General features: G+C 55.3%; 15 protein-coding genes. 11 read left to right on the top strand and 4 right to left on the bottom strand.

Features of this window, described 5'->3' with window-relative positions; all coding sequences use genetic code 11:
• Positions 1 to 16: 16 nt before the first annotated feature.
• From ACN0XZ_RS06335 to ACN0XZ_RS06325, 3 genes are all read right to left on the bottom strand, one after another.
• Positions 17 to 3,121: an efflux RND transporter permease subunit gene (locus tag ACN0XZ_RS06335; protein ID WP_417456890.1), complete on the bottom strand. Its 3,105-nt coding sequence runs from the start codon at positions 3,119 to 3,121 to the stop codon at positions 17 to 19.
• Positions 3,118 to 4,209, bottom strand: a complete 1,092-nt coding sequence (locus tag ACN0XZ_RS06330; protein ID WP_417456889.1) for an efflux RND transporter periplasmic adaptor subunit — start codon at positions 4,207 to 4,209, stop codon at positions 3,118 to 3,120. Before ACN0XZ_RS06330 ends, ACN0XZ_RS06335 begins: the two co-directional genes overlap by 4 nt.
• A 194-nt stretch (positions 4,210 to 4,403) precedes the next feature.
• The gene (locus tag ACN0XZ_RS06325) at positions 4,404 to 5,291 is read right to left on the bottom strand and encodes a LysR family transcriptional regulator (protein WP_417456888.1); all 888 of its coding nucleotides are present in this window, start codon (positions 5,289 to 5,291) and stop codon (positions 4,404 to 4,406) included.
• A gap of 129 nt (positions 5,292 to 5,420) precedes the next feature.
• On the opposite strand from ACN0XZ_RS06325, the gene ACN0XZ_RS06320 reads away from it, so the two are divergent.
• The 7 genes from ACN0XZ_RS06320 (at position 5,421) to ACN0XZ_RS06290 (ending at position 14,104) form a co-directional block, all read left to right on the top strand.
• Entirely contained in the window at positions 5,421 to 7,028 is a 1,608-nt protein-coding gene (locus ACN0XZ_RS06320; protein ID WP_417456887.1) for a carboxyl transferase domain-containing protein, read from the top strand.
• A gap of 11 nt (positions 7,029 to 7,039) precedes the next feature.
• Positions 7,040 to 7,834: an enoyl-CoA hydratase/isomerase family protein gene (locus ACN0XZ_RS06315; protein WP_417456886.1), complete on the top strand. Its 795-nt coding sequence runs from the start codon at positions 7,040 to 7,042 to the stop codon at positions 7,832 to 7,834.
• Positions 7,831 to 9,837 (top strand): acetyl/propionyl/methylcrotonyl-CoA carboxylase subunit alpha, encoded by a 2,007-nt coding sequence (locus ACN0XZ_RS06310; protein WP_417456885.1) that lies wholly within the window; start codon positions 7,831 to 7,833, stop codon positions 9,835 to 9,837. Before ACN0XZ_RS06315 ends, ACN0XZ_RS06310 begins: the two co-directional genes overlap by 4 nt.
• A 35-nt stretch (positions 9,838 to 9,872) precedes the next feature.
• Positions 9,873 to 11,039, top strand: a complete 1,167-nt coding sequence (locus ACN0XZ_RS06305) for an isovaleryl-CoA dehydrogenase (protein WP_417456884.1) — start codon at positions 9,873 to 9,875, stop codon at positions 11,037 to 11,039.
• 286 nt (positions 11,040 to 11,325) lie between these two features.
• Positions 11,326 to 12,645: a porin gene (locus ACN0XZ_RS06300; protein ID WP_417456883.1), complete on the top strand. Its 1,320-nt coding sequence runs from the start codon at positions 11,326 to 11,328 to the stop codon at positions 12,643 to 12,645.
• Between the two features lie 56 nt (positions 12,646 to 12,701).
• On the top strand, positions 12,702 to 13,295 hold the full coding sequence (locus ACN0XZ_RS06295) for an FMN-binding protein (RefSeq protein ID WP_417456882.1): 594 nt from the start codon (positions 12,702 to 12,704) through the stop codon (positions 13,293 to 13,295).
• Positions 13,295 to 14,104, top strand: coding sequence for a PepSY domain-containing protein (locus ACN0XZ_RS06290; RefSeq protein WP_417456881.1), 810 nt, complete (start codon positions 13,295 to 13,297; stop codon positions 14,102 to 14,104). Before ACN0XZ_RS06295 ends, ACN0XZ_RS06290 begins: the two co-directional genes overlap by 1 nt.
• Before the next feature lie 3 nt (positions 14,105 to 14,107).
• Here ACN0XZ_RS06290 and ACN0XZ_RS06285 read toward each other — a convergent pair whose 3' ends face one another.
• The gene (locus ACN0XZ_RS06285) at positions 14,108 to 15,121 is read right to left on the bottom strand and encodes an FAD:protein FMN transferase (RefSeq protein ID WP_417456880.1); all 1,014 of its coding nucleotides are present in this window, start codon (positions 15,119 to 15,121) and stop codon (positions 14,108 to 14,110) included.
• 220 nt (positions 15,122 to 15,341) lie between these two features.
• On the opposite strand from ACN0XZ_RS06285, the gene ACN0XZ_RS06280 reads away from it, so the two are divergent.
• From ACN0XZ_RS06280 to lpdA, 4 genes are read left to right on the top strand one after another with little or no spacing between them, the layout of a single operon-like run.
• A complete protein-coding gene (locus tag ACN0XZ_RS06280) occupies positions 15,342 to 16,568 on the top strand; it encodes a thiamine pyrophosphate-dependent enzyme (protein WP_417456879.1) in 1,227 nt (408 codons plus the stop codon).
• A gap of 2 nt (positions 16,569 to 16,570) precedes the next feature.
• The gene (locus ACN0XZ_RS06275) at positions 16,571 to 17,584 is read left to right on the top strand and encodes an alpha-ketoacid dehydrogenase subunit beta (RefSeq protein WP_417456878.1); all 1,014 of its coding nucleotides are present in this window, start codon (positions 16,571 to 16,573) and stop codon (positions 17,582 to 17,584) included.
• 2 nt (positions 17,585 to 17,586) lie between these two features.
• Positions 17,587 to 18,882 (top strand): dihydrolipoamide acetyltransferase family protein, encoded by a 1,296-nt coding sequence (locus tag ACN0XZ_RS06270; protein WP_417456877.1) that lies wholly within the window; start codon positions 17,587 to 17,589, stop codon positions 18,880 to 18,882.
• On the top strand, positions 18,883 to 20,280 hold the full coding sequence (lpdA, locus tag ACN0XZ_RS06265; protein ID WP_417456876.1) for a dihydrolipoyl dehydrogenase: 1,398 nt from the start codon (positions 18,883 to 18,885) through the stop codon (positions 20,278 to 20,280).
• Positions 20,281 to 20,646: the final 366 nt, after the last annotated feature.

Raw genomic sequence — 20,646 nt, 5'->3', positions numbered from 1 at the left:
TCGTGATATTCCCGTCTTATTCTGCCGGGATGCCTTTGGCTTCCTTGTCCTCAAACTCCTTGAGTTTTGAGGCTACATGGCCGGGTGATTTTGTATATTTCGCGAACATATCAAAGAACACCGGCACGATGAAAAGCGTGAAGAAAGTGGCGATGATCACGCCCCCAAACACAGTCACACCAATGGTTTGACGGCTTGCCGACCCCGCGCCAGACGCCAGCATCAGCGGTACCGCACCCATGGCTGTTGAGAGCCCTGTCATCATGATGGGGCGCAGGCGAAGGGTTGACGCCTCAATAAGTGCCTCGCGGATCGACTTGCCTTCATCCCTCAGCTGGTTCGCGAACTCCACAATCAGGATACCGTTCTTTGCGGCCAAACCAATGAGCATGATAAGCCCAAGCTGGCTATAGATATTGAGCGTACTTCCCGCCCAGTATAGCCCGAGAAGCCCACCAAGAACCGCGAGCGGCACCGTCAGCATGATCACAAACGGGTGGATGAAACTTTCAAACTGGGCCGCGAGGATCAGGAACACAACCGCAAGCGCAAGCGCAAAGATGAAATAGATATCATCACCCGCTTCCTTATACTCACGGGTCGCGCCCTTATAGTCGATCGTGGTGACATCAGGGATCACCTCACGCACCATTTGTTCCATATATTCAGTGACTTCCCCGATGGTATAACCCGGTGCCATATTGCCCGAGACAGTGAGCGCTCGCACCCGGTTAAACCGGCGCAAGTCACCCGCACCCGATACTTCATCCACATCCACAAGGTTGGTGAGCGGGATAAGCGCACCCGTGCGGCCTGAAGCTACATAGATATTTTCCATATCCAAAGGCTGCTGGCGGTCAGATTTACGCGCCTGCAGGATCACGTCATATTCTTCACCATCGCTCACGAATGTGGTGACCCGGCGGCCGCCCATCATGGTCTCAAGCGTGCGCCCGATCTCGCGGATAGAGACCCCCATATCGGCGGCCCGTGCCCGGTTGATGCGCACCTTGAACTGCGGTTGGGTCTCCTCATAGTCGGTATCGACATTCACGAGGCCCGGATAGTTCGCAAGCTCATCCAACACGATCTGTTTGAACCGGCCAAGGTCATCATAGGTCGAACCACCAATCACGAACTGGAAGCTTTCGGAGCTGCCACCACGACGGGAAAGTCCTGATGTTTCAATAGGGATAGCCTGAACGCCCGGCACATTGTTGATGAGCTTCGGCCTCAGTTCCTCAAGGATCTCGGTTGAGCTACGCTCCCGTTGGTCCCACGGTGTCAGGATGATGAAACCCCAACCGCCGCCGCCATCAACCCGCAGAAGGAAGCGGGTCAGCTCGCCGGTGTCAAGTAGCGGCAGAACCTGCTCCTCGATCTTGAGCGCCTGCTCCACCATAAACTCATGGCTCGCCCCCTCCGGCCCTTTAACCCGCATGAAGAGGCCACCACGGTCCTCAACCGGCGCAAGCTCTGTCGGGATGCGAGACTGAACGCCTGCGATAAAGGCAAAACAGGTGAGGAAACAAAGGGTAACGATCGTCTTGTTGGCCAAGCAAACGTTCAAGAGCTTTGCGTAGCCTGCCTGAATGCGCTTGAAAACCCGGTCCAGCATCTGCGCGAACTTTGGCTTTTTGTTGCGGCGACGCACCAGAATAGAACACATCATGGGGCTAAGTGTCAGTGCCACGAGGCTTGAGAACACCACAGCAGCCGTCATGGTGATCGCAAGCTCACCAAACAGGCGGCCTACGTTGCCGGTCAGGAACATGATGGGCACAAACACGCCAATCAGCACCAGCGTGGTCGCGATCACGGCAAAACCAACCTGGCTCGCGCCCCGATAAGCTGCCAGAAGGCCGGGCTCCCCCTCCTCCACGCGGCGATAGATATTCTCCAGCACCACAATGGCATCATCCACCACAAGGCCGATTGCCATAACGAGCCCCAGAAGCGTGATCAGGTTGATGGAAACACCCGCAAGGTTTAGCACCCAGAAACTTGCAATAATGCAAACCGGCACAGTAACTGCGGGAACGAGTACCGTTTTGATGTTGCCAAGGAATAGATAGAGCACCAGAACCACGAGGCCCATAGCCACGGCCAGCGTAAAGTAGACCTCGTCAATCGCCTTATCGATAAACACGGAGCTATCATAGGCAACCATGAGCTCCATGCTCTCCGGCAGTGTTTCGCGGATACGTTCGGCTTCCGCCTTCGCAGCTTCCGCCACAGCCAGCGTATTGCCGGTAGACTGTTTTACAACACCAAGGCCGATAACCGGGATACCGTTGCCGCGGAACGTACGCTCGTCACGCTCAGAGCCAAGCTCAACATCAGCGATATCGCCAAGCCGCACAAAACCGCCGTCCGCGCCTTCTTTGATCACCATGGTGGCGAAGTCTTCCGGGCGAGAATATTCACGGTTGAGGCGTACGATGGTGTCTCGCTTGATGCTCTGGATCTTACCTGCTGGCAGTTCCACGTTCTCAGACCGCATCACCGCTTCAATGTCAGAAACCGTTACACCCCGCGCGGCCATGGCCTGACGATCAAGATGGATACGGATAGCATACCGCTTTTGCCCACCAATACGCACGCCGGAAACACCGTCAACCACCGAAAGGCGGTCAACGATATTACGCTCCGCATAGTCGGTCAGTTGCAGGATATCCATCACCGGGCTCGTGAGGTTGAACCACAGGATTGGCCGAGTATCGTTATCCGCTTTTGAAATTTCTGGCGGCTCTACCTCTTCCGGCAGGTTGTTGAGCACCCTGCTCACACGGTCCCGCACATCGTTTGCTGCCGCATCAATGTCGCGGTTGAGCATAAATTCAACGTTGATGCTGGAGCGGCCGTCGTTGCTGGTCGATTCAATGGTTTTGATGCCGGGAACGCCAGCGATTGCGCTCTCAATAATCTGGGTAACCCGTGTTTCAACCACAGCCGCGTTAGCCCCCGGATAGTTTGTGCGCACACCCACAACCGGCGGGTCAACATCCGGCAGTTCCCGCACTGAAAGCTGCTGGAACGAGATCAGGCCAAAAGCAATCAGCAGCAAACTGACAACAACCGCAAAAACCGGCCGTTTTACCGAAACATCCGAAAGGATCATGATGCATCTCCTGCTGCGGTATCCGCAGCCATATCCCGCACCTTCATGCCTTGCCGGCCAAGGCGCAACGTCCCCTCAACCACCACTCGGTCACCAACGGAAAGCCCCTCTGTCACCTCAACATAGCCGGGACGACGCAGCCCAAGCTGCACTTCCCGGCGCTCGGTGGTGTCACCGTTCATCACAAACACAAAGTGGCGGCCACCTGTTGGCACGACCGCCTGTTCCGGCACCGCAACTGCTTCCCATTCACGGCTCAGAACCTCAACTCGCATAAGAAGACCAGGCCGCAAGGCATTGTCTTCATTCATAACTTCTGCGCGAACAATCACGGAACGTGTGACAGGATCAACGCGACTATCGATGGTGCGTACAACCCCTTTAAACAGACGATCAGGGTATGCGGAAACACGTGCTTCAACCATCTGACCGGGGTTCAGGGTGGAGATAAACCGCTCCGGCACAGAGAAATCGAGCTTGATAAGGTCAATGGCGTCAATGGTGGTGATCGGCGCGTTGGACGAGAGCAGCGAGCCTTCGCTCACCTGCCGGAGCCCGAGCATGCCATCAAACGGCGCGACAACCCGCTGATCATCAAGCCGTGCGCGGGCTGCCTGCAGCCGGAAGCGTGCTTCGTCAAGCCGACGCTGTTCTGTATCCAGTGCCGCCGTTGAGGCGTTGCCCTGATTAACGAGGTTTTTGATACGCTCAAAGCTGCGTTCAGCTTCCTTGAGGTTGGCCTCTGCCTCACGAAGCTGGGCTATTTCTTCATCATCCTCAAGTTTGATAAGAATGTCGCCCTTCTTGACGATCTGCCCATCTTCAAAAAGAACGCTGCGGACTGTATCTGAGACGCGCGCCGTCAGGGTCACGGACTCTCTCGCCCGGGCTGTGCCAAGCGCTTCAACAACATCAGCGAAACGCCGCGTGTCTACCTCCTGGCTAACAACGGTAACCGCACGATCACCGCGCATTCCGCGATCAGCATCCGCGTTATCATCCAAGATAAGCCAGCCGGAAACACCCGCCAACACTACAAAAATCGCTACCAGCACTATCCGGCCAGAATTCATACCACCCTCGTTCATCTCGACCCCTAAACACTTTACTGAAACACTATACAGACCAAAAGCCGCGAACCCTTCGAAAAAAAGTGTAAGCGCTTCTGATTACGTAAATAATTGCCGTCTGGTTCAACCCCAAGCGTTACCAGAAAGCCGACCGTTGATGCGAAAAGACGACCGCAGGCTACTATTACGATCGTTTACCGAACCGATGACATCTAGCCGACAGGCAGATAGCTTCCCCACCGATTTTCGATATGACGTTCGAAATCGGCGGCGAGTTGAGTGTTACTGTCGGCCAGTTGATACCTTGGCCTGAACAGCGCGAGCTGCCTCCGGTAGTCAAAACCCTTGAGGCGCACTACGTCCACCCGTTCATCCACCAAGCTTTCCGGCACCACGGTGCCGCCAAGCCCCGCCGCAACCATGGCGATTGCCCGGCTATCATTGGGTGTGCGGTACACAAGGCGCGGACGCACGTTATGATCCGTGAAATACCGGCTGGTTTCCGAGAGCACCTCGCATCTGCTGCGCACAATCATATAATCTTCAGCCAGGTCAGAAGCCGCAACGGTTTTGCGGTTCGCGAGTTTATGGCCGCGCGGCAGGATGAAGACATAGTCTTCGTCAAAAAGCTTCACGGCCCGCTCCGTGCTTTCACCGCGATAGACGGAAAGTGCATAATCCAGGCTGCGGTCATCCAGCCGGTTGGTAAGCTCCTGCTCGGTGCCATCATAAACCTCAATGGTCACCTTGGGCTCAGCCGCTTTGAAACCAGCCAACAATTCCCCCACAGCGCGGTTGGACAGAGTTGTGAGTACGCCAAGGCGCAACACCGGCGCGCTCGCGTTTTCTTCCAGCGCCTGCATAGCCAGATTGCATTCATGCAGGATCGCCTTTGCCCGCGGTAAAAAGCGCGTGCCTGCGTCCGTTAGGAATACCCGGCGGTTAGAGCGTTCAAAAAGCGCCTGCCCCACTTGGCTTTCAAGCTTTTTGATACCCGCTGAAAGTGTGGGCTGCGTGACAAAGGTACGGTCTGCCGCACGGGTAAAGCTGCCCGTTTCAACAACCGCGAGAAAGTAGCGAAGGAGATAAAGATCCATCATAGACGTTATCTATGGTTTCCATTTTTGCATTCGATTTTACCAATATCACCCTTTTCCATATATTGCCAGCACATGGCAATAGTTGCTTCGCAATTCCAGCCGGAAAAGCGACCTCAGGAGACCTTACCTATGGCAGTGTTAACCTCGGGCATTCAGCCCGGCAGCCCGGATTTTGAAACCAATGCCGCACACATGCAGGCACAGGTTGATGATCTTAAGGAAAAAGTGGCCGCTGTTTCGCTTGGCGGGCCTGAGCGCGCGCGGGAGAAACACCTCGCACGCGGCAAACTTCTGCCAAGAGACCGCGTAAACACGCTTCTTGACCCCGGCACGCCGTTTCTCGAGCTTTCCCAGCTTGCGGCTTACGGCATGTATGACGCCGATATCGCGGCAGCTGGTGTTATCACCGGTATTGGCGTGGTTGAGGGTGTGGAGTGCATGATCGTATGTAACGATGCCACCGTGAAGGGCGGCACCTACTATCCAGTCACGGTGAAGAAGCACCTGCGCGCGCAGGAGATTGCCCGCGAAAACCGCCTGCCCTGCATCTACCTTGTAGACAGCGGCGGTGCGAACCTGCCCAATCAGGACGAGGTGTTCCCTGACAGGGACCACTTTGGTCGTATCTTCTATAATCAGGCCACAATGTCAGCCATGGGCATCCCGCAGATCGCCGTGGTGATGGGAAGCTGTACCGCTGGCGGCGCTTATGTGCCCGCGATGGCTGACGAGAGCATTATCGTGCAAAACCAAGGCACCATCTTCCTTGGTGGCCCGCCGCTCGTTAAAGCGGCCACGGGCGAAGTTGTGTCAGCGGAAGATTTGGGCGGCGGCGATGTACACGCCCGCACCTCCGGTGTTGTGGATCATCTAGCGAAAGACGACTATCACGCCCTTGGCCTTGCACGGCGTATTGTCTCGAACCTGAACCGTCAAAAACAAGTGCCCGTCAAGCTGCGCGATAGCAAAGCGCCGCTCTATGACCCGCGCGAGATCTACGGTGTTATCCCCAAAGATACGCGCCAACCTTACGACGTGCGCGATATCATCGCCCGTATTGTAGATGGCAGCGAATTTGACGAGTTTAAAAAGCTCTATGGTGAAACACTCGTATGCGGTTTCGCCCATATTCACGGCTTTCCGGTTGGTATCGTCGCCAACAACGGTGTGTTGTTCTCGGAGAGTGCGCTGAAGGGCGCGCATTTCGTTGAGCTATGCGCCCAGCGCGGTATCCCGCTCGTATTTCTGCAGAACATTACCGGCTTTATGGTTGGCCAGAAGTATGAAAACGGCGGCATCGCCCGTGATGGTGCTAAAATGGTCACCGCTGTAGCCTGCGCAAATGTACCCAAGTTCACCATCCTTATCGGCGGTAGCTTCGGCGCAGGCAACTACGGCATGTGCGGCAGGGCTTACCAACCCCGCTTCCTTTGGATGTGGCCAAACGCACGAATTTCCGTGATGGGTGGTGAGCAAGCCGCAGGTGTACTCGCGACCGTTAAGCGGGACGGCATGGAAGCCCGCGGCGAGAGCTGGTCAGACGACGACGAAGCGGCATTCAAAGCGCCTATCCGCGATATGTATGAAGAACAGGGTCACCCTTATTACGCCAGCGCCCGGCTATGGGATGACGGGGTGATAGACCCCGCGGACACCCGCCGCGTGCTTGGCCTCGCCCTTTCCGCCACCATGAACGCCCCGATAGACGCCACGCGCTTCGGCGTCTTCCGGATGTAAGGAGTATGAGCATGGTAGACACCCTTCTCACCAGCATTGATGATCGCGGCGTCGCGACTGTCACGCTCAATCGGGCCGACGTCCATAACGCGTTCAATGACGACCTGATCTGGGAGCTGAACAATGCGTTCAGCAAGCTCGATAAGGACGATAACGTTCGCGCGGTCGTGCTCACCGGCTCCGGCAAAAGCTTCTCCGCTGGCGCTGACCTTAACTGGATGAAAGCAGCAGCCAGCTATACTGAAAAACAGAATATGGAAGACGCCATGCGCCTTTCAGATATGCTCGCCACGCTGAACAGCTGCTCGAAACCCACAATCGCTATCGTGAACGGCGCCACCTTTGGCGGCGGTGTTGGCCTGGTTTCCTGCTGCGATATCGCCATCGCGGTTGAAGGGGCCAAGTTTTCGCTCTCAGAAGTTCGGCTAGGCCTCACACCGGCGACCATCTCCCCCTATGTGGTGGCGGCGATCGGCGAGCGGGCAGCGCGGCGATATTTCCTGAGCGCTGAACGCTTTGATAGTACTGAGGCGCGGCGGATCGGATTGATCCATGAAGTCGCCCCCTCACTTCAGGATGCCTTCAGCCTCGCCCATGTGATGCTCAAAAACATCCTCGCAGGCGCCCCGGGTGCCCAGCGTGATGCCAAAAAACTGATAGCCGATGTTGTGGGCCGTGAGATCACATCTGAGCTGCAGGCAGATACAGCCAACCGTATCGCCGCCCGCCGCACCAGCGATGAAGGCCGTGAGGGCCTTGGCGCATTCCTTGAAAAACGTCAGCCAGCTTGGAGTTTGGACGCATGAGCAAACGCATCAAAAAACTCCTGATCGCCAATCGGGGTGAAATCGCTTGCCGCATTATCAGCACGTGCGAGCGGCTCGGCATCAAAACCGTGGCCGTGTACTCCGACGCAGACGCACAAGCCCTGCATGTGGAGATGGCTGACGAAGCAGTACACATTGGGCCGCCAAGTGCATCAGAAAGCTACCTGCGCGCGGAAAAAATCCTCGCCGCCGCGAAGCTCACAGGCGCGGATGCCGTGCACCCAGGGTATGGCTTCCTATCCGAAAACCCTGATTTCGCAGAGGCTTGCGCGGCAGAAGGCATCATTTTTGTGGGCCCGTCGGCTGACTCCATGCGCGCTATGGCACTTAAGGGGGCTGCCAAAAAGCTGATGACCGACGCCGGGGTGCCGGTGGTGCCGGGCTATCACGGCAAAGATCAGTCCATCGACACACTTCAGTCTGAGGCTGACAAGATCGGTTACCCCGTTTTGATCAAAGCGGTCGCGGGTGGTGGCGGCAAAGGCATGCGCAAGGTGTTTAAGGCATCAGACCTGCCTGCCGCAGTTGAAGCCGCCGCGCGTGAAGGCAAAAACTCCTTCGGCAACCCTGAGCTCCTGATCGAGAAATACATCCAGAAACCACGCCATATTGAACTGCAGGTATTTGGTGACAATGACGGCCACGCCGTTCATTTGATGGAGCGGGACTGCTCCCTCCAGCGCCGCCACCAGAAAGTTGTTGAAGAAGCCCCCGCCCCCGGCATGAGCACAGAGATGCGCCGCGCTATGGGTGAAGCCGCCGTCAAAGCCGCTGAGGCGATTAATTACCAGGGTGCGGGCACCGTTGAGTTTATCGTGGACGTTGAAAACGGGCTTGAGAACGCGCCCTTCTACTTCATGGAAATGAATACCCGGCTGCAGGTCGAACACCCGGTGACGGAGATGATCACCGGCCAAGACCTGGTGGAATGGCAAATTCGCATCGCTGAAGGCCAGCCTCTACCGCTCTCTCAAGATGAGATAGAAGTACTCAGCGACGGGCACGCCATTGAGGTAAGGCTTTACGCAGAAGACCCTTATAACGACTTTATGCCATCCATTGGCACGCTTGGGATGTTTGACCCGTTTGCAGATGCTGGGCCTACCGGGCGTATTGATGCCGGCGTGCGCGCTGGCGATACGGTTTCCATCCACTATGACCCTATGATCGCGAAGCTGATTGCATGGGGCGAAGACCGTGAGCAGGCGATTGACGCTATCACCGCGCTCGTGCGTGAAACACCAGTTACAGGCCTTGTTACAAACCGTGATTTCCTTCTGCGTGCCTTGCAGGAGCCTGATTTCAGAAGCGGTGACGTCCACACAGGGTTTATTGAAAACCATGGTGAAAGCCTGCTGACCGCCAAGAAGGCCGAGGCTGAGGATTACGCGGTTGCTGCTTTTGCTATTGCTGCCAACCGTCGTGGTCAGACCCACGGTAGCGACCCTTGGGCTATCCATGACGGCTTTCGCTTGAATTTGAGCGCCAGCGAACTGCTCTGGTTCGATGGCAGTGATGATGAACTAGTCACCGTCACGCTCTCAGGCAGCGATCAAGCCCTATGCGCCAATATTGGCGGCACCGAAGTTCATGCAGAGGTTATCTCGCTCACCGGAAATGTGCTCACCCTGGTGGTGGATGGCAAACGCGAACGGCTGTTTGCCGAGGTAAGCCCAAGCCATGTGACGCTCGTTCGCGGCGACACCACACTCACCCTCGCCCGTCACGCCCGCGATGGCGGCGGCGATGATGATGCAGACGGCCCGGGCACCATCCTGTCGCCCATGCCCGGCAAGATCCTCGATGTAAAAGTCAAAAATGGTGACACCGTTACCAAAGGGGCTGCCCTCATCGTTATGGAAGCCATGAAAATGGAACAAACGATCGCTGCACCTCGCGACGGTGTTGTTGCCAACCTCAGCCTTCGTGAAGGCGATCAAATAACCGGCGGCGCTGTGATGCTGACCATAGAAGACCAATAGAAAAGCCTGTTACAGGACCCAGAAGGACCCCAATCATGTTCGAGTTCCCACACCTTAAGTTTGGTCATGATGAAGAAATCGAAATGCTGCGCGAGACTGTTGCGCGTTTCGCCCGTGATGAGATTGCACCCCGCGCCGCTGAGATCGATGAGAAGAACCTGTTCCCGAGCGACTTGTGGGCAAAAATGGGTGAGCTTGGCATCCTCGGCATGACAGCACCGGAGGAACACGGTGGCGCTGATATGGGCTATCTCGCGCACGTTATTGCGATGGAAGAAATCAGCCGCGCGTCTGCCAGCGTGGGCCTGAGCTACGGGGCTCACTCAAACCTCTGCGTCAACCAATTGACCAAGAACGCAAGCGACGAGCAGAAAGCAAAATATCTGCCCAAGCTGATCTCTGGCGAACACGTTGGGGCGCTGGCGATGTCTGAACCCGGCGCGGGCTCAGACGTGGTTTCCATGCGGCTGCGGGCTGACAAGCGTAACGACGGCTATATCCTCAACGGCAACAAAATGTGGATCACCAATGGCCCGGACGCCAATGTGCTCATGGTATACGCGAAAACTGACCCGGAAGCAGGACCACGCGGCATAACGGCCTTTATCATCGAGAAAGGCATGGAAGGCTTCTCAACGGCACAAAAGCTCGGCAAACTTGGCATGCGCGGCTCAAATACCTGTGAGTTGGTGTTTGAGGATTGTTTTGTCCCGTTCGAGAACGTTGTGGGTGAAGAAGGCCGTGGTGTGAACGTGCTGATGTCTGGCCTTGACTATGAGCGCGTGGTGCTTTCTGGCGGTTCGCTCGGCATCATGCGAGCCTGCCTTGATACGGTTATCCCTTACGTGCATGAGCGTGAACAGTTCGGCCAACCTATTGGTACATTCCAACTTATGCAGGGCAAACTTGCCGATATGTATGCCACATGGGGGGCGGCGCGGGCTTATGTTTACGCTGTGGCTGCGGCCTGTGACCGAGGCGAAACCACACGTAAAGACGCCGCAGGTTGCATCCTGTTCGCATCCGAGAAAGCAACATGGATGGCGGGCGAAGCGATCCAGACGCTGGGCGGCAACGGCTATATCAACGAGTATCCGACCGGCAGGCTTTGGCGCGACGCCAAACTTTATGAGATCGGTGCAGGCACCTCTGAGATCCGCCGCATGCTCATCGGCCGTGAGCTTTTTAATGAAACTGCTTGATCAGCTTTAACTCCTATCCCAGCCCAACCTTAGCCGGCTGCAAGTGTTAACGCTTGCAGCCTTTTCTATAATCACCGGTGTGTCAAACGCACCGCCTGTTGCGTTTCAGTCACATCCCGAAGCTATACAGCGCCCAAGTCGATAATGAGTATCAAAGTCAATTGACTTGCCTCTCCGCCTTCCATAATCACCCACCTGAAACATAAGAATAATTATCATTTTTATTCGCAACTCAAAGCGCCCTTCTCCATTTCGGCCAGGGCCCAAACTAAAACCGGGAAATGAAATGAAACGCCTTATCTCCAATTCCGTTTCGGTAATTGCTGTCAGCGCAGTACTCGCAACTGGCGCTGTAGCGCAGGACGAAATGCCCAGCAAAGAACAAATGTGGAAGATGTTGCTTGCACAGCAGGAGCAGATCAAAAGCCTGCAAAATCAGGTTGAGCGGCTGAGCATGGAAGGCGTAGAGGTTTCCAAAGCGGACCGCGAGCAGATCGCCGCCCTGAGCGAACAAGTCGCCACAAACACCGCCGCAGTTGAAGCAACAAGCGGCATGGTAGAAACCGCCCTTGCGGAAAATGACGGTGGTGCACTTTGGGCCTCCCGTACTTCTGTGGGAGGTTACGGCGAGCTTCACTACAATGGTGGCGACGCCGACCAGATCGATTTCCACCGTTTTGTGCTCTTTGCCAATCACCGCTTCAATAACTGGATCAACTTTGCTTCTGAGCTTGAGCTTGAACACTCACTCGCAGGTGACGGAAAGCCGGGCGAAGTCGAACTTGAGCAAGCTTTTGTTGATATGGACCTGACAACCGGCCTCGGCCTCAAGTTTGGCGATAATGACCGCCACACTCTGCGCGCTGGCCTGTTCCTGATGCCCGTGGGTATCCTCAATGAAACCCACGAGCCAAATACCTTCTACGGCGTAGAGCGCAACAATGTCGAAAAAGACATCATCCCTACCACTTGGTGGGAGGCTGGTGCCGGTTTCCATGGGCAACTAACCACGGGCCTTTCCTACGACATTTATTACACCTCGGGTCTTGAGGTCCCTACCACGGGCGGCAGTGCTTATAAGATCCGTAGTGGCCGCAAGAAAGTGGCGGAAGCACCGGCTGAAAAAGGTGCGTTCACCGCACGCCTGAAATGGACAGCGGTACCGGGTGTTGAGGTTGCAGCCGCATACCAGCGCCAAGGTGATGTTACCCAAGGTGTTGAAGGAGCTGACGCCACGCTCTTTGAAGCGCACGCAAACATACTCAAAAACGGGTTTGGCCTACGTGCTCTTTATGCACGGTGGGATATTGATAGCGCGGGCGCGGAAGCGCTGGGCCGCGATGAGCAACTGGGCTGGTACGTTGAGCCAAGCTACCGCTTCAGCCTTACCCCTACCCTTGGCGAGCTCGGTTTCTTTGCCCGTCACGAAGAATGGGACAACGAAGCTGGCCTGAACGCAGACACAAACAAAAAGACCACCACATTTGGCTTGAACTACTGGCCACACGAGAGTGTAGTGTTTAAGTTTGACTATCAGTCTCAAAAACTTTCTTTTGGTGCTGACGGCGATGACCGCATCAACCTGGGTCTTGGCTATCAGTTCTAAAGAGTGATCGGCGCCTTCCGTGGAGGGCGCCGCCATAAAGGCGAATGGCGGAAATCTTGACTTCAGTTCTGGAAATTCAGAAGCGTAAAACGCGCCACCTGGCTTGGGTGAGCCAAGGTATCCTTGCTGTCATCATTGCCTTGTCGCCCGCCTTCCAATCAGATGCTCTAGCCTCCCCCGCCAAGGAGGAGGTTTACGAGAAACCGGACGCTTTTGTGGAAAAGGCCTTTGGTGGACAAGCCCCCAAACCCAAGGTTTTGTGGTTAACCAAGGCCATACAAAACGACATCACCGCCATCATGGGGCGACGCCTGCCCCAAATCAGGATGCGCTACTGGTTGAGGGACCAACGCTCCGTCTGGATTCTTGAGGAGATCGGGAAGGAGCAGCCGATCACCGCTGGCTTTATTGTTGACGGCGGACAGATCGTAGAAACCAACGTTCTCGTCTACCGCGAAACCCGCGGATGGGAGATCAAGTATCCCGCATTTCGCGGCCAGTTCACGGGGGCTGCACTCAATGACGCAGGGCAACTGGACCAGAACATTGATGGCATCTCCGGCGCCACACTCTCCGTGAATGCGATGCGCAAGATGGCCACACTCGCCCTGCACTTGCATAAAATCACCGCGTCTGAGAAGCGCTCCTGATGAATGCACCGCTACATAACCCGGAGGAGCGCGTCAAAAAGCGCAAGCTCGCCCACCTGAGAGCCAGCCTAACACGCTGGCATAGGCGGCTGGGTTTAGTAGCTGCAGCCTTTGTGCTCGTTCTGTCGCTTACTGGGATACTGCTCTCACACGCGGATCGTTTTTCACTCTATGAAAAGTCGCTATCCCCATGGCTCGCAACCACATTCTACAGCTTCAAAGCCCCCACACCCATCGGTGTCGAACTGGATGGGCGCTGGTTGCTATCAGTTGATGGTTATTTGTTTCTTTCAGGCACTGCGCTTGACCAACAGATTGCTGAGTTTCGTGGCGCGGCTTTCACAGGCCAGCTTCTTGTTGCTGCAGGTCCATCCGAGATGCTTGTCCTCACTTCAGATGGTGAGCTCATTGAACACTTAAACGGTGCGATGCTGCCCGCCACCATTGACCGTGTTGGGCTGACTGCCGACAACCTCATTGCACTGGAGGGAGACGGAGACCTGTATGTTGCGGACTCTGATCTGCTGACTTGGCGCAACGCGACGCAGAGTGACACCATAAGCAACTGGTCGAACCCTACATCTGCCCTGCCCACAGCAGTTAAAACGCAAGCGCTTCAAGCGCATGGTGTCGGCAATGTTACCACACACCGATTTATTGCGGATGTTCATAGCGGCAGGATTATGGGGCCTTTTGGCCCCTTCATCATGGACATGGCGGCCGTCATCTTCATGGCGCTGGCTGGAACAGGTATTTACATGTGGTGGCGGCAACGGCGCCCGCATCCGCGGTCTCGGCGCCAGAAGTAGCAGCTACAGATTAACTCTGATCTGCTCGTCGGCTTGCGTTCTCAAGAGAACACCAACATCCGCCATCCGTAAAGCGACCCTTTTAATATCGTCAACAGGCATGATCGAAAACGCTGTAGAAAGCGCATCGGCACACGTGGCTGACGGTGCTTTAACCGTGACACTGCGGTAATAAGATGGGCTGGTGCCGAGATGCGGATGCAATAGGTGATGGTGCCGCCCGTCTGCATCAAAAGTCGCACCGCTTGGTGCAGAAGTGGCAATGGCGCCACCGGAAACCTCCAGCGTATCATAAAGCTGCCAAGGCTTTTTCGCATCCGCAATACCAACGCGCCATGGCGTATCATCGCACTTTGGCCCCAAAGCACGATACTCACCCATGTTGATAAGCGCTGCCTTAAACCCGGCAGCTTTCAGCATGTCGTGAACCCGGTCGGTGATATACCCTTGGGCAATACCGTTCAACGTTAGCGCCATGCCCGGCTTATTAAAGCTCACTAACTCGTCATTATATGTGACGTTGTCAAAGCCCACTCTATCCAGAACCTGCACTAGGGGCTGCTTTTTCGCGCTCCCAAGTGATGAGAAGCGGTCCGCATAATGCTCAAAAAGCGGTTGGACTGTAGGGTCAAATACACCCCCGGTCACCTTCCAGAAAGCGCGGGATTGCTCAAGCAACTTAACCATTTCCGTCGGAGGAGATGCCAGAGCGCCTTTAGTATTCAGCTCAATCAGCTGTGAACTCGGGTGATAGAGCGAGAATATCCGTTCCAAACGCTGTGCTTCGGCAACCACGCTTTCTATTGCACGGCGAGCGGTGCTCTCATCCTCATGGTACAGGGTGAGCTCTGCTTCCGCCCCCATAAGGCGCCCAGCCCAGTGTACAGTGGGCGTCGAAGCCTTCGCCTGAGAGGGCAGGAAGGAAATGCCGGTTGCTGCCGCAACCAACTGGATTACGCGACGTCTAGTCGGGTTAATCTTTGATCTATCACCTGCCCGCATTGGGGATTTTCTCACGCATGATTCTCTTGAAACTTCCCATTTAATAGTCAGCAAGTTCAATCGTCGCAACAGTTATCCGGCCCATGACTGGACCAAACACGGGGGAAAGCCTTATACTGCCCGCCACCTACGAAGCGGATTGGAAGCCGCCCCAGAAAGCTCTTGCAATTTGTGTGAAATAAGTCAGTATTGCTGACATATTTTTCATACGTCATTACTAGGGTGTGAACACGTCATGTCTGAATATGGACCACTAAAATTTCGCGTACCTGAACCTCCCGGTCGTCCGGGCGATGCTCCCAACTTTGAGGGCATTGTTATCCCCGAGGCTGGCTCCGTAAGACGCCCGGAGATCGACTGCAAAGCTGCGGACATGAAAGAGCTTGCCTCTACCATGGTTCGGGTCTTGAACACCGAGGGGGAAGCGGTTGGCCCATGGGCCGAAGGGCTGGACGATGATGTGCTGCTCACCGGCCTCAAGAATATGATCCGGGTACGGGCATATGACGAGCGCATGATGACGCTGCAACGTCAGGGCAAGACATCCTTCTACATGAAGTGTACTGGCGAAGAAGCGATTGCCGTTGGTTTCAGGGCGGCGCTTTCCAAAGGCGACATGAATTTCCCAACCTACCGGCAGCAGGGCCTGCTTCTGTCAACTGACTATCCTATGGTTGATATGATCTGCCAGATCCTCTCCAACTCACGCGATCCGTTGAAGGGCCGCCAGCTGCCGATCATGTACTCCTCGAAAGAGCATGGTTTCTTCACCATTTCCGGCAACCTCGGCACACAGTTCATTCAGGCCGTTGGCTGGGCAATGGCGTCAGCGATCAAGGGCGATACCAAGGTTGCAGCAGGCTGGATCGGTGACGGCTCAACGGCCGCCACAGACTTCCACGCCTCGCTTGTCAATGCATCGGTATATAAACCACCAGTTATCCTTAATGTGGTGAATAACCAGTGGGCGATCTCAAGCTTCCGCGGTATCGCAGGCGGTGATCATGCTACGTTCGCTGAGCGAGCCCTTGGCTACGACATCCCGGCCCTCAGGGTCGACGGTAACGACTTCCTTGCCGTATATGCCGCATCCAAGTGGGCAGTAGAGCGTGCACGGCGCGGTTTTGGCCCAACGCTTATTGAGTGGGTAACGTACCGGGTAGCACCACACTCAACGTCAGATGATCCGTCACAATATCGCCCGAAGGAAGAATCCGACGCCTGGCCGCTTGGTGACCCAATCTTGCGCCTCAAAAACCATCTGGTAAGCCGTGGGCTATGGAGTGATGAACGCCAGGTTCAGGCTGAGACGGAATATAATGACGAAATTCGCGCCGCCACCAAGGAAGCCGAGAGCTACGGCGTGATGGGCTCGGGTGCCAGCCCGAAAGATATGTTCGACGATGTTTACAAAGAGATGCCGCAGCACCTTCGTGAACAACGTCAGAAGCTTGGAGTATAACCATGCCGCGTATGTCAATGATTGAAGCCATCCGCGATGCAATGGACGTGAAACTCGGCCAAGATGATGATGTCGTCGTATACGGCGAAGACGTCGGCTATTTTGGTGGTGTTTTCCGCTGTACCGCTGGCTTACAGAAAAAATACGGCACCAACCGCGTGTTTGATAGCCCCATCAACGAAAGCGGTATCGTTGGTACTGCGATTGGCATGGGCGCATATGGCCTGCGCCCGTGTGTGGAAATCCAGTTCGCGGACTACATCTATCCCGCCTATGACCAGATTGTTTCAGAGGCCGCGCGGCTTCGCTATCGCTCAAACAAGGATTTCACCTGCCCGATCACTATCCGCACACCGTGCGGCGGGGGTATCTTTGGCGGGCAGACCCATAGCCAAAGCCCGGAATCACTGTTCACGCATGTCTCTGGCGTGAAAACGGTCATTCCGTCAAACCCATATGATGCAAAAGGCCTTTTGATTTCCTCGATTGAAGACGACGATCCGGTGATCTTTTTCGAGCCGAAACGACTGTATAACGGCCCGTTCGATGGCCATCACGACCGTCCTGCGACCAACTGGTCCAAGCATCCGCTCGGTGAAGTGCCTGAAGGGCATTACACAGTGCCAATCGGGAAAGCATCTGTCTTCCGTGAAGGCGCAGATGTAACGATCCTGACCTATGGTACGATGGTCTATGTGGCGGAAGCTGCAGTGAAGGAAACAGGCATTGACGCCGAGATCATCGATCTGCGCACCCTGCTCCCGCTCGATATCGATACTATCATCGAATCTGTCACGAAAACAGGCCGCTGCATGGTTCTTCATGAGGCAACACTGACTTCAGGGTTCGGCGCGGAACTGGCCTCACAGGTGCAAGAGCGCTGTTTCTATCATCTCGAAGCACCTGTTGTACGAGTGGCGGGCTGGGATACACCATACCCGCACGCGCAGGAATGGGACTATTTCCCAGGGCCGGCACGTGTTGGCAAAGAACTTAAAGCAATGATGGAGGCTTGATCATGGGTGTTTATAAAATACGCATGCCCGATGTTGGCGAAGGCATCACCGAAGCCGAGATCGTTGAATGGAACGTAAAAGTTGGCGACGTTGTCAAAGAGGACGACGTGTTGGCTGGCGTGATGACCGATAAAGCTACGGTAGAGATCCCCTCACCTGTTGATGGCACGGTAAAGGAACTGCTTGGCGAAATTGGTGAGATGACTGCGGTGGGCACTGTGATCATCTCGCTTGAGGTTGAAGGGGAAGGCAATAACATCCCTGACACCCCAAAAGCCGAAGAGAAGGCCGAGGAGGCACCTGCAGCGGAGGCGAAAGTGGAAACACCGGAACCAGCGCCCACGCCAAAGCCCGAACCCAAGAAAACTCCAGTTCCCAAGCCGACGGCGGTAAAACGCCCAAGCGGCGCGCCGCGCGCTGAAGGTGAAAAGCCACTTGCCTCACCTGCTGTACGTAAACGCGCCATGGATGCTGGCATCAAGCTGCAATATGTGCACGGCACAGGTCCTGCGGGCCGCATCAGTCACGAAGACCTGGATGCCTATATCTCGGGCGCCAGCGCACCAGCGGCAGCTGGATTTGGCCGCAGGCCCAACACAGATGTTGAAGAAATCCGTGTTATTGGGCTCCGTCGCAAGATCGCGGAACGCATGCAGGATGCAAAACGCCGTATCCCTCACATCACGTACGTTGAAGAAGTTGATGTGACAGAGCTTGAGAGCCTGCGTGAGCATATGAATGCGAGCAAACGGGATGATCAGCCCAAGCTGACCATCCTGCCCTTCATCATGCTGGCAATGGTGAAAGCGCTGAAGGACTATCCAAAGCTCAGTTCCCACTACGACGATGATGCAGACGTGCTGTATCAGTACGGCGCGGCGCACATCGGCATGGCAGCACAAACACCAGGCGGGCTTATGGTCCCTGTCATCAAACACGCAGAAGCGCTTGATGTGTGGGGGCTGGCGGACGAGGCAAAACGTCTGGCCGGTGCCGCACGCGATGGCTCCATCAAGCGTGAAGAGCTCACAGGCTCCACCATAACGCTTTCAAGCCTTGGGCGCATGGGCGGTATTGTTTCCACGCCGGTCATCAACAGCCCTGAAGTGGCTATCGTTGGTGTCAACAAGGTCGCGGTACGTCCTGTGTTCCAGGACGGAGGGTTTGTGCCACGGAAGATCATGAACCTCTCGTCGTCCTTTGATCACCGCATCGTTGACGGATGGGACGCAGCAGAGTTCATCCAGCGTATCCGTACCCTGATGGAAAACCCTGCCACACTGTTTATGGAGGCGTAGATGACCGAGACGATCAATTGTAAGGTACTGATCCTTGGTGCGGGCCCTGGCGGCTATGTTGCTGCCATTCGTGCCGGTCAACTCGGCCTTGATACCGTGATTGTTGAAGGTGAAAACCCAGGCGGCACCTGCCTTAACGTAGGCTGTATCCCTTCAAAAGCGTTGATCCACGCAGCAGATGAATTCGAGAAGGTTTCACATTTCACGGGTGACAATGCGCTTGGTATTTCCCTTGAAAAGCCAAGACTCGACTTTAAGAAAACCATCGGCTGGAAAGACGATATCGTCAAGAAGCTGACTGGCGGCATTGCAGGGCTTTTCCGTAAAAACAAGGTCAAGCACATCGCCGGATGGGGCACGATGATTGACGGCAAAACCTGTGAAGTCACCACCAAAGACGGCACGGTTACGGTCAAGGCTGAGAATGTGATTTTGGCAACAGGTTCTGTGCCAATCGAAATTCCGAACCTGCCTTATGGTGACAACATTATCTCATCCACCGAGGCGCTGTCGCTCGATAAAGTGCCGGGCAAGCTTGTAGTTATCGGTGGCGGTTATATTGGGCTTGAACTTGGCATCGCTTACGCCAAACTTGGTGCCAAGGTTACCGTGATTGAGGCGATGGACCGCATCCTCGCGCAATATGACAAAGACCTCACTAAGCCAGTTGTTGCCAGCCTTAAAAAGCTGGGCGTCGAGGTGTTGACCAGCACTAAAGCCAAAGGCCTCGCAAAAGATGGCAAAGCACTTCTTGTTGAGACCAAAGACGGCTCAGAAGAGAAGATCGCTACCGACAAGATCCTTGTCACCGTTGGCCGCCGCGCGAAAACGGAAGGTTGGGGCCTTGAAGGGCTGGACCTCACCATGAACGGCCGTGTTGTGGCGATTGACGATAAATGCCAAACCTCCATGACTGGCGTATACGCAATCGGTGATCTCACAGGCGAACCCATGCTTGCCCACCGAGCCATGGCACAAGGCGAAATGGTCGCAGAAATCATCGCGGGTGAAAAACGCACCTTTGATAAAGTGTCCATCCCTGCGGTCTGCTTTACCGACCCCGAGATCGTCACCGCAGGCCTATCTCCTGATCAGGCCAAAGATGTCGGTTATGAAACCAAGGTTGGTATTTTCCCCTTCTCCGCCAATGGCCGCGCCATGACGATGGAAGCGGAAGACGGCTTTGTTCGTATTGTTGCACGTAAGGACAATCACCTTGTCCTTGGCATTCAGGCTGTCGGCAAGGGTGTATCAGAGCTGTCCGCAGCCTTCTCGCTTGCACTGGAAATGGGGGCACGCCTTGAAGATGTGGCGGGTACAATTCACGCTCACCCAACTCAAAGCGAAGGCTTCCAGGAAGCGGCGCTTAAGGCACTTGGTCACGCCCTTCATATCTAAAGTGTAGCCATAAAAACACTGAAAGGGTGTCCTCTTGGGCACCCTTTTTTGTTGCACCTGCAAAACACGTGAAGCCCTTTGATTCCGTAGCGTTACAGCAGGTGGTGAGTGAATAAAAATTGTCGTTTGGAACGATATTTCTTACCGGTGTTCACAAATTATAAAATTGGCCAAAAAACTATCTGAAGATTGCAAAAATCGCTAAACTTCGAAAGCTCATTTCGTGAAAAGAGTGCAATACTCCGCGCAACTCAAATCCCGTGAGGTATAAGATAATACGCGGCAAAGCCAGTGAGTAAAACGGCGGGACCGAAGGAGCAGGCGGGAGTTTGAGGTGCGTTCGTAGGGGGCGACGCCCCCGAACGG

The organism is Kordiimonas sp. (genome assembly GCF_048264555.1).
Lineage (GTDB): Bacteria > Pseudomonadota > Alphaproteobacteria > Sphingomonadales > Kordiimonadaceae > Kordiimonas.
Note: the sequence above shows the minus strand (reverse complement) of the source record. Positions and strands in the feature narration are given on the sequence as shown.